The sequence below is a fragment of the Acidovorax sp. SRI_002 genome (genome assembly GCF_057586455.1).
This window is the reverse complement of the sequence record NZ_JBYCZW010000005.1, coordinates 229,989-242,467: the sequence shown is the minus strand read 5'-3', so window position 1 is coordinate 242,467 and position 12,479 is coordinate 229,989. Positions and strand designations below refer to the sequence as shown.

The 12,479-nt window shown below is 64.7% G+C and carries 10 protein-coding genes; 6 read left to right on the top strand and 4 right to left on the bottom strand.

All coding sequences use genetic code 11. The features are described from left to right. Window positions 1–110: 110 nt before the first annotated feature. The gene (locus AC2YJX_RS15290) at window positions 111–1,091 is read left to right on the top strand and encodes an AraC family transcriptional regulator (protein WP_487256516.1); all 981 of its coding nucleotides are present in this window, start codon (window positions 111–113) and stop codon (window positions 1,089–1,091) included. Between the two features lie 78 nt (window positions 1,092–1,169). Here the strand turns inward: AC2YJX_RS15290 and AC2YJX_RS15285 are convergent, their stop codons facing one another. Next, entirely contained in the window at window positions 1,170–1,592 is a 423-nt protein-coding gene (locus AC2YJX_RS15285) for a DUF1810 domain-containing protein (protein WP_487256515.1), read from the bottom strand. A 139-nt stretch (window positions 1,593–1,731) separates the two neighbouring features. Between AC2YJX_RS15285 and AC2YJX_RS15280 the strand changes: the two genes are divergently transcribed. Both AC2YJX_RS15280 and AC2YJX_RS15275 read left to right on the top strand, forming a co-directional pair. Beyond that, the gene (locus AC2YJX_RS15280; RefSeq protein ID WP_487256514.1) at window positions 1,732–2,604 is read left to right on the top strand and encodes a lysophospholipase; all 873 of its coding nucleotides are present in this window, start codon (window positions 1,732–1,734) and stop codon (window positions 2,602–2,604) included. A gap of 47 nt (window positions 2,605–2,651) precedes the next feature. Continuing rightward, window positions 2,652–5,636 (top strand): KAP family NTPase, encoded by a 2,985-nt coding sequence (locus tag AC2YJX_RS15275; RefSeq protein ID WP_306553811.1) that lies wholly within the window; start codon window positions 2,652–2,654, stop codon window positions 5,634–5,636. A 26-nt stretch (window positions 5,637–5,662) separates the two neighbouring features. Here AC2YJX_RS15275 and AC2YJX_RS15270 read toward each other — a convergent pair whose 3' ends face one another. Both AC2YJX_RS15270 and hemH read right to left on the bottom strand, forming a co-directional pair. Next, a complete protein-coding gene (locus AC2YJX_RS15270; protein ID WP_487256513.1) occupies window positions 5,663–8,155 on the bottom strand; it encodes a Lon protease family protein in 2,493 nt (830 codons plus the stop codon). Window positions 8,156–8,281: 126 nt separating this feature from the next. Further along, complete coding sequence (gene hemH, locus AC2YJX_RS15265) at window positions 8,282–9,397, bottom strand: ferrochelatase (RefSeq protein ID WP_121419588.1); 1,116 nt, start codon at window positions 9,395–9,397, stop codon at window positions 8,282–8,284. Window positions 9,398–9,456: 59 nt separating this feature from the next. On the opposite strand from hemH, the gene AC2YJX_RS15260 reads away from it, so the two are divergent. From AC2YJX_RS15260 to AC2YJX_RS15250, 3 genes are all read left to right on the top strand, one after another. Continuing rightward, window positions 9,457–10,200, top strand: coding sequence for an HAD-IA family hydrolase (locus AC2YJX_RS15260; protein ID WP_487256512.1), 744 nt, complete (start codon window positions 9,457–9,459; stop codon window positions 10,198–10,200). Between the two features lie 112 nt (window positions 10,201–10,312). Next, window positions 10,313–11,167, top strand: coding sequence for a DUF2189 domain-containing protein (locus tag AC2YJX_RS15255; RefSeq protein ID WP_487256511.1), 855 nt, complete (start codon window positions 10,313–10,315; stop codon window positions 11,165–11,167). Beyond that, the gene (locus tag AC2YJX_RS15250; protein ID WP_137748564.1) at window positions 11,164–11,376 is read left to right on the top strand and encodes a DUF2788 domain-containing protein; all 213 of its coding nucleotides are present in this window, start codon (window positions 11,164–11,166) and stop codon (window positions 11,374–11,376) included. The genes AC2YJX_RS15255 and AC2YJX_RS15250 overlap by 4 nt, the downstream gene beginning before the upstream one ends. A gap of 50 nt (window positions 11,377–11,426) precedes the next feature. Here AC2YJX_RS15250 and AC2YJX_RS15245 read toward each other — a convergent pair whose 3' ends face one another. Next, window positions 11,427–12,464 carry a Bug family tripartite tricarboxylate transporter substrate binding protein gene (locus tag AC2YJX_RS15245; protein ID WP_487256510.1) on the bottom strand — a complete coding sequence of 346 codons (1,038 nt, stop codon included), beginning with the start codon at window positions 12,462–12,464 and terminating at the stop codon, window positions 11,427–11,429. Window positions 12,465–12,479 lie beyond the last annotated feature (15 nt).

Sequence of the window (12,479 nt, the reverse complement as noted above, 5' to 3'; positions counted from 1 at the left end):
TGTGGCGCTGTGAGGTCATTGTTGGACAATCAAAGCCCCCGCAGGCGGTGAAAACCGGGCGATTTACTGTCACTTCAGGACAAACCTCTGCACCCCGCCGTTGCTGACCCATGACCCCACGCCACCACAAACCCGCCGCAGCCCGCCACCCCGACATCCAGCACCTGAGCTACCAGCCCGAGGGGCTGTACCCGCTCGACCTGGAGATATTCCGGGTGTCGGACCTGCGGCAGCGGGTGGGCGGCGAGGCGCTGGCGTCCACCTACCGCTACGCCTTTCCGACCCTGATCTTTGTGACGCAGGGAACCTGCCTCCACCTGGTGGACTTCGAGCATGTGCGCTGCGGCCCGGGCTCGGTGCTGGTCCTGCGGCCCGGCAAAGCCCACAGTTTTGGAGATACCCAGGACTGGGACGGGTGGATGGTGCTGTTCCGCCCCGAATTTCTGTGGGCAGCCGCACCCGCCGCGCAGGCGCAGGCCCCGGTCGACGGGCTGGGCGGCCTGCCGACCGCGTGGGCGCTGGGCAGCGACAGCGCGCCGGTGATTGCCCACGCCATTGCGCAGATGCAGCAGGACACGCAGACCCACGCCGCATCGCTGCATGCCCACGCCTTGTTGCGCTACCAGCTCTATGCCTTGCTGACGCGGCTGCGCATGGCGCACGAGCAGCAGTCCGCGCAGCGCGTTCCCCCGGGGCGCGCGCTGCAGAGATTCAAGGCGTTTGAGTTGCTGGTGGAGAAGCACTTTGCCACCTGGCACCAGCTGCCCCGGTACGCACAGCAGCTGGGTTGCTCCGAGAAAAGCCTGGTGCGCGCGTCGCAGGAAGCAGCCGGGATCACGCCCAAGGCTTTCATCTCCGCCCGCATCGTTCTGGAGGCCAAGCGCCTGCTGGCCCACACCACCTGGCCGGTGGCGCGCGTAGCCGAGGGGCTGGGCTATAGCGATCTGGCGAACTTCGCCAAGTTCTTCAAGCGGGAGGCGGGGTGCACGCCGACCGAATTTCGCAGCAGGCAGACGGCCCATCAGCAGGGGATGGCGGGGCGCCTGCAGGCAACGGCTTCGCACCCGATTCCCCCACGGCCCACAGCCTGAACGGCCCGGCCGCCGCGCCGGGGCATGCCCTGCCCGAGACACACGGTGCCCGCAGCTGCGCAGCCAGCAAGCAGCAAGCTACCCCAGCAGTTGGACCGTGCGCGGGTCTTTTGCCCCGCCGAAATACTTTTGCAGCACCGCCTCGAACACGCTGCCCGGCGCAGAAGCTTCGCCAAACAGCGTCATGCTGGAGCACAGCTTGAGGTCGTCTGGCGAGCCCAACACATCCAGCGCAGAAGACGTCTCCAGGTCCAGCAGGATCTGGCAGCACTCACGCAAACGGCCTGCGAGCACTGGGTGCGCCAGGTAAGCCTGCGCCTCGGCCATCGATTGAATGGCATAGCGCTGGGCCATGTCGCTGTGCCCCAGCCCCTGTATCTGCGGAAACACAAACCACATCCAATGCGTGCGCTTTTTGCCCGCCCGCAGCTCAGCGATCACACGGGGCCAGACGGGCTCCTGGGCTTGGAGGAAACGGTCGAGAACTGGGGGGAGCGGCATGCTGGATTGGGTGGTGGGATGGTTGTAGTGGATGGTGACTGCGAACCCTTGGCAGGGCAAGAATTGAATGGTGATGGCAGTGCAGGGGAGGGGGCGCGTGCGCGTGACACGCAGTCAGACCCCATGCCAGAATGAACCGATGAGCACCACCACCTCCTCCTTCCAATCCAACGCAGACGGCACCCAGGTCACCACCTACACCTGGGCCCAAACCCCGGGCCAACCAGTGGGCGTCGTTCAAATCTCCCACGGCCTTGCCGAGCATGGCGAGCGCTACGACCGCTTTGCGCGGGCCTTGAACGCCGCAGGCTTTATCGTCCACGCCGTGGACCATCGCGGCCATGGGCGTACAGCCGGTGGCAAGCTGGGCGACTTTGGCAGCGCTGGTTTCAGCGGCCTCATTGCCGACGTGGCACAGTTCGGCGCGCTGCTGCGCGCGCAGCACGCCGGCCTGCCGCTCTTCCTGTTCGGCCACTCCATGGGCTCGTTCGCAGCGCAGGCGGCTATCCTCGACCACTCTTCCACCTGGTCCGGCGTCATCCTGTCAGGCTCCACCGCCCTCGACCTGTTCGCCGCCGCCATGGCCAACGCCCCCGCCGATGCGCCCGCCGGGCTCGCGGCATTCAACGCGGGGTTTGAGCACCGCACCGGCTACGAATGGCTGTCGCGCGATGCTGCGGAGGTCGATGCCTACGTGGCCGACCCGTGGTGCGGCTGGGACATGCCGCCCGATGTGATCCCCTCACTCTTCGCCCCCGCGCCCCGTCTGGCCGACCCCGCGCAACTCGCGGGCATTCGTAGCGACCTGCCCATCCTCATCGCATCCGGCGACGCCGACCCGCTGGCCGCAGGCGGGGTATTGCTGGAGCAACTGGGCCAGCGATATCGCGATGCCGGTGTGGCCGATGTCACGGTCAAGCTGTACCCGGCGGCGCGGCATGAAATCTTGAACGAGACGAATCGGGATGAGGTGACGGGGGATGTTGTGGTGTGGCTTCGGGCGCGTGGCTAAAGAGCCACACGTACACAGTGACCACGCTTAGCAGCTAGGAATGGTGAATGGCGGCTACCAAACACACGATGAAAATGCCCGAACTCTTGGTCTTCGCCAAGATGTTTGCTGTCGGCTTTGTCGTCATTGAAATTTGCAGGATCACCTACTACTTAGGAACCTCGTTTGCTCCTGCCATAGCCGACTTTTCTCTCTGGGTAAGGGCCATCGTGGTCCTCATGGGTCTGGCGTTGTGTGTGGTCTACCCCTTCAATCGTGGGGCACATATTTCAGTCGCGCAAATGGGTCGAAGCTTTCGTCTCGACCTGCTCATCGCAATGTGCTTGGGAGCTTGGTCGAGCGAGTTGGCCATGCCTCGGCTTTCCAAGCTTCATGCAGCGCTGAAAGCGTCGGACCCGCTTTGGGCGCCAGTTGTACTTCTGATGTGCTGCACTGTGCTTCTGTCGCCGCTCGTCCAGCGACATTGGCCGAGGAAACGGCAGGCTCCTTCACAACTCCGTTTCCTAGCGGATGAAGAGATCGGACGCGAAACCGACGATCTGCTTTCTAACGAGACCCAAGCAAAGTCGTTCGCAGAGTCAGTCCTCGCAAGCAGCCTGCATCCGGGATTGGTATTCGGTGTTGATGGTCCGTGGGGCGTGGGTAAGACCAGCTTCATTAATCTCGCTCAGTGCTATTGGGAAAGGGCTGCTGACGAGGTGATAGTTTGTCGTTTTGAGCCCTTGCGCTACGCGTCGGAGCCAGATCTTGCCGATCGCTTGATTCGCGACCTGTCAGCCGCGATCCAAAGCAAGGTTTTTGCACCAGAGTTCCGCTCAGCTGCTTCCCGATACGCCCGACTCATCAAGGGGAAGGCGGATATTTCGTTTCTGGGATTCAAGCTATCACTGGAGCCGTCGCAGGAAACTGTTGATGAACTGCTTGACGACATTGATGAGGTCCTTCGTCGTATTGGTCGACGAGTGATTGTCGTCATTGACGATTTGGATCGTTTGGATGCGAAGACCGTCAACAACGTCCTATTCGCAACTCGGCGTACCTTCAAGCTGTCGCAAGCGACCTACGTGCTTTGCTATGACACCGAGGTACTAGCAGGTGGCAAAGAGGAGGGATCCAGAGCGCGCGAATTCCTTGAGAAGTTTGTGACAGTTAAGCTGAGCTTGTTTGTGGACAGTTCTAGCATCCGCGACTTTCTTCGGCGTGACTGGCAAGGAGCCCAAGCTCAGATCGGCTCAGTGCCATCAGACACGATGGTCAGGCTTGGCGCAGTTCTCAATGAGCTTGCGAACATTTTGGATGGCGACTCTGCGGCAAAGTACCTGCCTTTGGTCGGCGATCTACGCAAGGTCAAGCGGTTCATCAATGCGATTCTTCTTATGCAGATTGAGAAGACTGATCTTGGACGTACTGACTTCGACAGGCGTGACCTCATTAACTTGATGCTCCTGCATCTGAACTATCCGGGGTTATTTAGGCGCATATACGCAGAAGAAACGGAAGGGCGCACTGGCACGTTTTCAGTTAGACGGAAGTACGACGATCCGGAGTTCAAGAACGCTGAAGGCTTTGAACAGGTTAAGGAGGAGTACCAGCACCAGGGCACCGCCAAGTTCTTGTTAGAGCAGTTGTTTGATGTAGGGGTCTTGGCGCTAGGCGATGCGCGAAACGTTGAAGAGTCAGTCCTACGGTCTCGCGCGTGCTTCAACAAGGGAAAAACCCGAAACCTGGAGGGCTTCCTTAAGCTCATAGTTCGCTTCGCGACTCCAGAGCCGCAAGAGACTTTTTTTCTTTACCAAGCAGCTGTTGATCGAGTTCGCAAGGGGCAATCCATTGCTTCGGTACTCGCTGAGACGGACTTTCTTTTGGAGAAGACAGAGACAGCGCACGACCAGTTTTGGCGTGTATTGGTCAACCAAGTCCACACATTCACCAACGCGACAACCGCTGAGGACGCTATTGAAACGCTTGTTGACTTCCTGCCTCGCTACTCGTCGTTCGACAACGATGATCGTGGCTTGCGGCCGAGGTCAATTTACTCGTTGGCGCGTCTACTGGATAGCGTAGGGTGGGGGCGAACCAATGGGCAACGACGGACTAACAGTTCAGAAAACGTCGTAGAGATTGCATGGCGGATATTTGGCGAACAAGCATTCGTTGGTAGAGGCCTGTTGGAGCGGCTTGTCAGTACCGACCGCGGCGTGCTTGGTTGGAACGACCTCATGTTGTTCAGGTTGCAGTGCTCGGAGGATCGCGGTGGACAGCTGTACAACTTGTACAGAGCACTCATCGCTGACCAGGACATGTCAGCTCCGACGACTGGGTTGGTCAGCGAACTAGCGTTGATGGGGATGAGGAAGCTCTCCCAGCGGGTTTTTGCGCTTTTCAAGCGTTCTTACATTGACGCTCGACGGAACTTTATTGCCGAAGCATCTGAAGTACCCGTTGACGCGCTCCTGGGGCAGGCTTTTGTGCATCTTCATGCCCAGGCTTCGCAGGACCCCGGATCGCAGCATGGCGACGAAACAATCGCGGGTAAAGTCGCGTCGGCACGCTTCTTCGCAGGCTCGTTCGTGATTTATCAGCTCAGCAAATCGCTCGCCCCAAATGGCGTGGGTGTCGGCTGTGGTTACTACGATGAAGTTGGGACTGAGGATCGTAGTGGGATATCGAAGCTGATGAACGAGTACGTCTTCGACTTTTGCTTCAATCCGAAGGTTGATGAGGACAATGTGTTTAGATTCCTCGACCACTGCCTGGCTCATTTGAGTAGCCCGTTCCAAACAGGTCGAGATGAGGACGGCTTTATCGCGACTAAGACGGAGTTACCAGGTGGGCTCGATCCGAAAGCGATGGGTATGTACTGGCAGCAGCATCGCGATCACATCCGGGGGCTTGGACTCCAAGACAGCGGACGATGTGTATTCATGCCTCGCTACACGGCTTTCTATCGCGACGACTTAGCGGGTGTGTTCGCCGTGCTGGACGAACTAGCCGAGGAGGCAGCTTCCGATACGCCCATCGCGGAAGACTGAGTGCACTTCATGTAGAACGGATCGATCTACCTCGCTCGCATCCCACGCCCCCTTCGCGCCCCCCCCGCCACCTGACAAGCCCGCCGATACGCCCGCAGCGTCACCTCCGCCCGCTGCATCACCGTGTCCTCCACCGTAGCCGCGTCTCCGGCCAGTTCGTCGGCCTGCGCCTGCAGCAGCTCCGCCGGGCTCATTCCCGACGCCTCGCCCGTCAGCAGCGCAATCCCTTCGCTCACGTGCCCCATGGTGTAGACATGGAACAGCCCGCGCTCCACCGCGTCCAGCACGGTGCGGTCCAGCATCAGGTGGCGCTGGTTGCGGGCGGGGATCAGCACGCCATGGGTGCCGTCCAGCCCTGCGGTGCTGCAGGCGCGGAACCAGCCTTCGATCTTTTCGTTGATGCCGCCCACGGGCAGCACTTCGCCGTGCTGGTTCAATGCGCCCGTCACCGCGATGCCCTGGCGCAGGGGCAGGCCAGACAGGCTGGACAGCAGCGCGTACAGCTCGGCGCACGAGGCCGAGTCTCCTTCCACGCCGCTGTATTCCTGCTCGAACACGATGGACGCGTTCAGCGCCAGTGGGGCCACGTGGCTGAACAGCGCGGTGAGGTAGCTGTGCAATATCAGCATGCCCTTGTCGTGGATGGGGCCGGACATATCGACCTCGCGCTCGATGTTGAGCAGGCCCTCTTGCCCGGCAAAGGTGCGCGCGGTGATGCGGACGGGGAAGCCGAAGCGGTAGTCGCCCAGGTCGATCTGCGTCATGGCGTTGATCTGGCCGGTGATGGAGCCTGCCAGCGAGATCAGGCGCTCGCCCTCGGTGATGGAGTCGTGCAGCTCTTCTTCGGGCTGGTTGTGGCGCTGGGTGCGGGCGGCCAGGGCGGCCTGCACGTCGGCGGCTTGCACCAGGGGGCCGCCGCGCGCCTTGCACAGCGAGGCGCTTTCAATGGCCAGCGCTTCGGTGTGCGCAAAGCGTGCGCTCTGGCGGCGCTGGTCGTCGGCCTCGCGGTGGGTCTGCTCCAGCACCAGGGCCACGGCGTCGGGGCCGAAGTGGGGCAGGCCGCGCTTTTTGCAGACTTGGGCCACCAGGATGGCGGTGGCGTGGTGGGTGGCGGGGGTGGCGGCAAAGTGGTCTGAAAAATCCACCTTCACGCGGAAGCGGCGCGCGGCGTCGGGGTCGGCGTCCTGCAGGGCGTAGTACTCGTCCACCGATCCGATCAGCACGATCTTCACGTCCACATCCACCGGCTCGGGCTGCAGCGCCACGGCGCCGCCGGGGCCGTGGCCCGGGCCGCCGCCGCCTTCCTCGATCTGCAGGCGGCCGCAGCGCAAAAAGCGGCGCAGGCGCTGCCACAGGCCTTCTTCGGCGGCCAGGTCGTGCAGGTGCAGCAGGATGAAGCCGCCATGCGCCTTGAGCAGGCTGCCCGCGTGGATGCTGGTGTGGTCGGCCTGCACGGTGTCGGCGTCCGAGCCATGTTCGATGCTGCCAAACAGCGTGCGCTGGGTGGGGTTGTCTTCCACCACCACGGGCGCGGCGGTGCGGCCGTGGTTGTCCACCACCAGGTTCACCTGGCAGCGGGCCAGCAGGTCGTCGAGCGCGTCCTTGCGGTCGTCTTCGGCATCGGCGCTCTGGTCACCACCTCGTTCGGCATCGAGGGGCTCGAACAGGTCGATGTCGCCCAGCACAGCCTGCTCCACCTGGTCGAGCCAGTGGGTGAGCTTGACGGTGTCCTTGATCTGCTTGCGCAGGCCCTGGCGAATGTCGTGCAGGGCGTGTTCAACCAGGGGCTTGATGGTCTGGCGGCGCAGGGCGGCTAGGGCGTCGTCGCGGGTGCGCTCCAGCGGGCGGACGGCTTCCAGAAAACGGGCGATCTCGGTCCGCAGTTCTTGTTCGGCGGCGTCGATCTCTGCGCGGCGCTCGCGCGGCAGGGCGCGGGCCTCGGCTTCGGTCAGCGCCTGGCCTTTGGGGCCGGTGAGGGTGAACACCATTTGCCCGCCCTCGCGGGTCAGGCGGAACTGGCGCGCCTCGGCAAACGCGTCGAGCACGGCAAAGGCTTCGCCTTCTTGCGCCTGCCAAGTTTTCTCGATGCGCTCCGCCTCGGCCTTGAAGTCGGCGGCGGCCAGGCGTTTGGGGATGTCGGCCTGCAGGTTCTTGGCCATGTCGGCCATGCCTTGGCGCAGTTGGCGGCCCTGGCCCGCCGGCAGGCGCAGGGCGCGGGGGCGGTCGGGCGTGTCGAAGTTGTGCAGGTAGCACAGGTCGGGCGGCACGGCGCGTTCTGCCGCAGCAGTCTGCATGGCCTGGCGCAGCAGCGATGCGCGCCCGCTGCCCACTTCGCCCAGCACGAACAGGTGGTAGTCAGGCTGGTGCAGCCCCAGGCCAAACTGTGCGGCGGCCTGGGCGCGCTCCTGGCCGATCCAGGGCAGGGGCAGGTCTTGCAGCTCGGCCGTGCTGGCAAAGCCCAGCGTGGCGGGGTCAATCGTCAGCCGCAGCTGGTGGGGGGCGAGGGCAGAAGCGGGCATCAGTACAGGTGTTGGGGGAGGGGCAGGTCACCAAAGTGTGTCTGCCATCTCAGAATATGGGTCAAATTGGCTGCTAGCGCTTGATGGATAAGCGTAAATAGCTATAAAAATAGTAGTAATCAGCAGTCAGTGCGCCACGGGGCACACGCCTTTGGGTGCCCCACCGGCCAGCGCATGGCTGCGCGCATCGGCCAGCGCCGCAGCGGTGGGCACCTCGGTGGGCCAGCCCGCCAGGTGCTGTTGCGCCACGCGGCTCAGCGCCGTGATCCAGTGGCTGTTGTCGTTCAGGCAGGGGATGTAGTGAAACTCCTGCCCGCCTGCGTGCAGGAACGCCTCGCGCACTTCCATGTTGATTTCTTCCAGCGTCTCCAGGCAGTCGCTGGTGAAGCCGGGGCACACCACGTCCACCCGGCGTGTGCCCGCCTTGCCCAGGGCCTCGATGGTGGGCTGGGTGTAGGGTTCCAGCCACTTGGCCTTGCCAAAGCGCGACTGGAAGGTGATGCGGTAGCGGTCTTCGCGCAGGCCCAGGCGCTCGGCCAGCAGGCGGCCGGTCTTTCGCGACTCGCAGTGGTAGGGGTCGCCCAGGTGCAGCGTACGTTCGGGCACGCCGTGAAAGCTCATCACCAGCTGGTCGGGTTGGCCGTGGGTCTTCCAGTGCGATTCGATGGTGCGGGCCAGCGCGTCGATGTAGCCGGGGGCGTCGTGGTACCGGTTCACAAACCGCAGCTCGGGCACGTTGCGGGTGGCGGCGGCCCAGGTGTAGACGGCGTCGAACACGCTGGCCGTGGTGGTGGCCGAGTACTGCGGATACAGCGGCAGGATGAGGATGCGTGTGGCGCCTTCGGCCTTGAGCGCATCAAGCTGGCTGGCGATGGACGGGTTGCCATAGCGCATGGCATGGCGCACCAGCACCGCGTGGCCCGCCTCGCCCAGCCAGCCGCGCAGCAGCGTGGCCTGCTTGGCCGTCCAGTGCGCCAGGGGCGAGCCCTCGGGCGTCCAGATGCTGGCGTATTTGGCGGCCGACTTGGCCGGGCGCGTGCGCAGGATGATGCCGTGCAGGATGGGTAGCCACACGAGTTTGGGGATCTCCACCACGCGGTGGTCACCCAGGAACTGCGCCAGATAGCGGCGCACGGCCGGGGCCGTGGGTTCGTCTGGCGTGCCCAGGTTGCACAGCAGCACTCCAGTGCGTTCGGCCTGGCCGTGGGTGTAAGGGGGTTCGGTGTGGAAGGGTGAGCGCATGCCCCGATTGTGGCAAACGGACCGGCCCTTCGGTGACCGTGGAGTATTCTCTGCAGACCATGCCCGATTCCCCCGCTGAACTGCCCGCTGCCCAGCCCACCGCGCTGCAGCTGGACACCTCCCGCATCCGCGCCATCTCCATCGACCTGGATGACACGCTCTGGCCCATCTGGCCCACCATCACGCGGGCTGAAAACGTGCTGCTGGACTGGCTCACGCACCATGCGCCCGCCACGGCAACCTTGTTCTCCAGCACCGAATCGCTGCGCGCCATCCGCAACCAGATGGTGGCGCTGCGACCCGACCTGCTGCACGACCTGAGCGCGCTGCGGCGCGAGTCCATCCGCCTGGCGCTGACCCAGGCGGGCGACGAGCCTGCGCTGGCCGAACCGGCGTTTGACCTGTTCTTTGCCGAGCGCATGCGCGTGGAGCTGTTTGACGACGCGCACGACACGCTGGCCTTCTTGTCGGCGCGTTACCCGGTGGTGGCGGTGTCCAACGGCAATGCCGATGTGCACCGCATCGGCATCGGCCACTACTTTCGCCACAGCATCAGCGCGTCGGAGTTTGGCGTGGCCAAGCCCGATGCGCGCATTTTTCACGCTGCCGCCACGGCCGTCGATGTGCTACCCCACGAGGTGCTGCACGTGGGCGACGACGCCACGCTGGATGCGCAGGGCGCGCTGAACGCGGGCATGCAGGCCGTGTGGATCAACAGCGCCAACCACCCCTGGCCGCACGACGACACACCGCCGCATGCCACGGTGGACAGCCTCACTGCGCTGTGCAGGCTGTTGGCCTGACGGGCTTCCCTCGGTTCGATTTCTTGCCTCAGGTCAAGGTTTGGGCGTGCGGTGGTTGAAGCCGCTGCCCGATGAAGTCACACTCACCCGTCGCTGAGCGACCCCTCCCAACATGCCCCGTAATCCCCCGCCATTGCCCGCCATCCGCACCATCGGCCTCATGCAACCCATGGCCTGGCTGGTGCTGGCCTGGCGCGACATGGCGCGCGCGGGCTGGATCAGCTTTGCGCATGGGCTGGCGCTCACGCTGTTCGGGGCGGCCATCTTTGCGGTGGGGCACCACCGCTTCTGGCTGCTGGCGGGGGCGCTGTCGGGCTTTCTGGTGGTGGCGCCGGTGCTGGCCACCAGCCTGTATGCGCTGAGCCGCGCGCTGGAGCGCCGCGAAAGCGCCAACCTGGGCGTGGTGCTGAAGACATGGTTCAACTGGCAGAACAGCCATGTGAACAAATGGGGCAACGACTACTGGTGCATGGTGCAGTTTGGCGCCCTGCTGGCGCTGGCGGCTTCGGGCTGGGTCATGACATCGGCGGCGCTCATCACGCTGCTGGCGCCGGTGCCCATCGAAACGCCGCTCGACTTTCTGCGCCACGTGGTTATGGCGCGCGATGGCTGGTTGTTTGAAATCTGGCTGGCCCTGGGCAGCCTGATGGCCGCGCCGATTTTTGCGTCCAGTGTGGTGGCCATGCCGCTGCTGCTGGATCGCCGCGCCACGCTGCTGCAGGCGGTGCTGACCAGCTGGCAGGCCGTGGTGGTCAACCCGCTGCCCATGGCGTTCTGGGCGGCGATCATCCTGGGCTTTACCTTGCTGGGCCTGGGCTCGCTGCTGCTGGGCCTGATCGCCGTGATGCCCATGCTGGGCCACGCCAGCTGGCACGCCTACCGCGACCTGGTGGATGCATCCAGCCTGCCCGAGCGCGACCTGGCTGCACCCGCTGCAACAGCGCGCACGCCTGGAGGGGCATCGTGATTTTTGGCTTCACCGAGGCGCAGATCTCGGGCTTCTTCCTCACCTACGGCGTGGGGGCGTTCATCGTCTACATGCTGTTCATCATCGGCCAGCTGGCATGGGAGTCCAAGGCCGGGCGGTTTGGCACTTTTGTGCTGTTTTTGGGCCTGGGCGTGGGGTTTCTGGGGTTCCTGGCCAAGGTGGTGATCCAGTGGTGGCTGGAGAAGTGAGCGGGCCAGAGGTCCTCTGAGACCTCCGTACGGGCTCTGCAGCAGCCGCCTCAGCGGGGCCAGGACCGCAGGCCCAGCTCCTGCGCCAGCTGGCGGTAGTCGGCCAGACTGCGTTGCACGAACTCATCCAGCGCCGCGCCGGTGCGCGCAAACGGGTACAGGCCGTACTGGCTGCACAGCGCGGCATAACCGGGTGCGGCCAGCGCATCGGCGAAAGCCATGACCCAGGCACGCACGGCGGCATCGGGGGCGGTGGCGGCCATGTACAGGCCGCGCACCGTGGGCCAGACAAGGTCCACGCCCTGTTCGCGCGCCGTGGGCAGGTCGGCCAGGGCGCCGGGCAGGCGGGCCTGGGCCAGCACGGCCAGAAAGCGCAGGGGTGCGCCTTTTTCCAGGGCCTGCCGGGCCTCGGCCGCATCGCCGGTGAAGACACCGATGTGGCCGCCGCGCAGGGCCTTGAGCGCCTCGCCGCCGCCTTCGAATGACACAAAGCGCATGCGCTTGGGGTCCTGCCCGGCAGCGCGGGTCAGCAGGGCGGCTTTTATCCAGTCCTGGCTCCCCAGGGTGCCGCCCGCGCCAAACACCACGCGGGCCGGGTCCTTGCGCAGCGCGGCCACCACGTCTTGCAGGCGCTGGTGGGGCGAATCGCGGTGCACGGCCACCACGCCGTAGTCGGTGCCCAGCGTGGCGATCCAGCGCACGGCGCTCACCGGGTGCGGGCCGAAGCGGCCCTGTGCGATGTTGAGCAGCGAGCCGCTGGAGAACGCCACCAGCGTGCCTGGCCCGCCCAGCCGTCCGGTGGCAACCTGGTCAAACGCCATGGCACCGATGCCCCCGGGCAGATAGCGTGTGTGCATCGGTGGGCGTGCGGGGCGCACGGCTTGCACGGACTGCGTGGCCAGGCCGCAGGTCAGGTCGAACCCGCCGCCGGGGCGGGAGGGGGCGATGCATTCGGCGGGCTCCTGCGATGCGTCGGCCGCCCACGCAGCAGGCCCGTGCGCAGCGCCTGAAGTGCCCGCCAGTGCTGCCAGCCACTGCAGGGCGCGGCGGCGGGGCAGGGTGGGGAGGGGGAGTGGTGCGGACGGCATGCGGGGCGAATTCTG

What these genes read in the sequence shown, in the direction of transcription:
- AC2YJX_RS15290 (WP_487256516.1), top strand. Translation starts at nt 111, where the DNA reads ATGACCCCACGCCACCACAAACCCGCCGCAGCCCGCCACCCCGACATC.
- AC2YJX_RS15285 (WP_487256515.1), bottom strand. Translation starts at nt 1,592, where the DNA reads ATGCCGCTCCCCCCAGTTCTCGACCGTTTCCTCCAAGCCCAGGAGCCC.
- AC2YJX_RS15270 (WP_487256513.1), bottom strand. Translation starts at nt 8,155, where the DNA reads ATGCCCGCTTCTGCCCTCGCCCCCCACCAGCTGCGGCTGACGATTGAC.
- AC2YJX_RS15275 (WP_306553811.1), top strand. Translation starts at nt 2,652, where the DNA reads ATGGCGGCTACCAAACACACGATGAAAATGCCCGAACTCTTGGTCTTC.
- AC2YJX_RS15280 (WP_487256514.1), top strand. Translation starts at nt 1,732, where the DNA reads ATGAGCACCACCACCTCCTCCTTCCAATCCAACGCAGACGGCACCCAG.
- hemH (WP_121419588.1), bottom strand. Translation starts at nt 9,397, where the DNA reads ATGCGCTCACCCTTCCACACCGAACCCCCTTACACCCACGGCCAGGCC.
- AC2YJX_RS15255 (WP_487256511.1), top strand. Translation starts at nt 10,313, where the DNA reads ATGCCCCGTAATCCCCCGCCATTGCCCGCCATCCGCACCATCGGCCTC.
- AC2YJX_RS15260 (WP_487256512.1), top strand. Translation starts at nt 9,457, where the DNA reads ATGCCCGATTCCCCCGCTGAACTGCCCGCTGCCCAGCCCACCGCGCTG.
- AC2YJX_RS15245 (WP_487256510.1), bottom strand. Translation starts at nt 12,464, where the DNA reads ATGCCGTCCGCACCACTCCCCCTCCCCACCCTGCCCCGCCGCCGCGCC.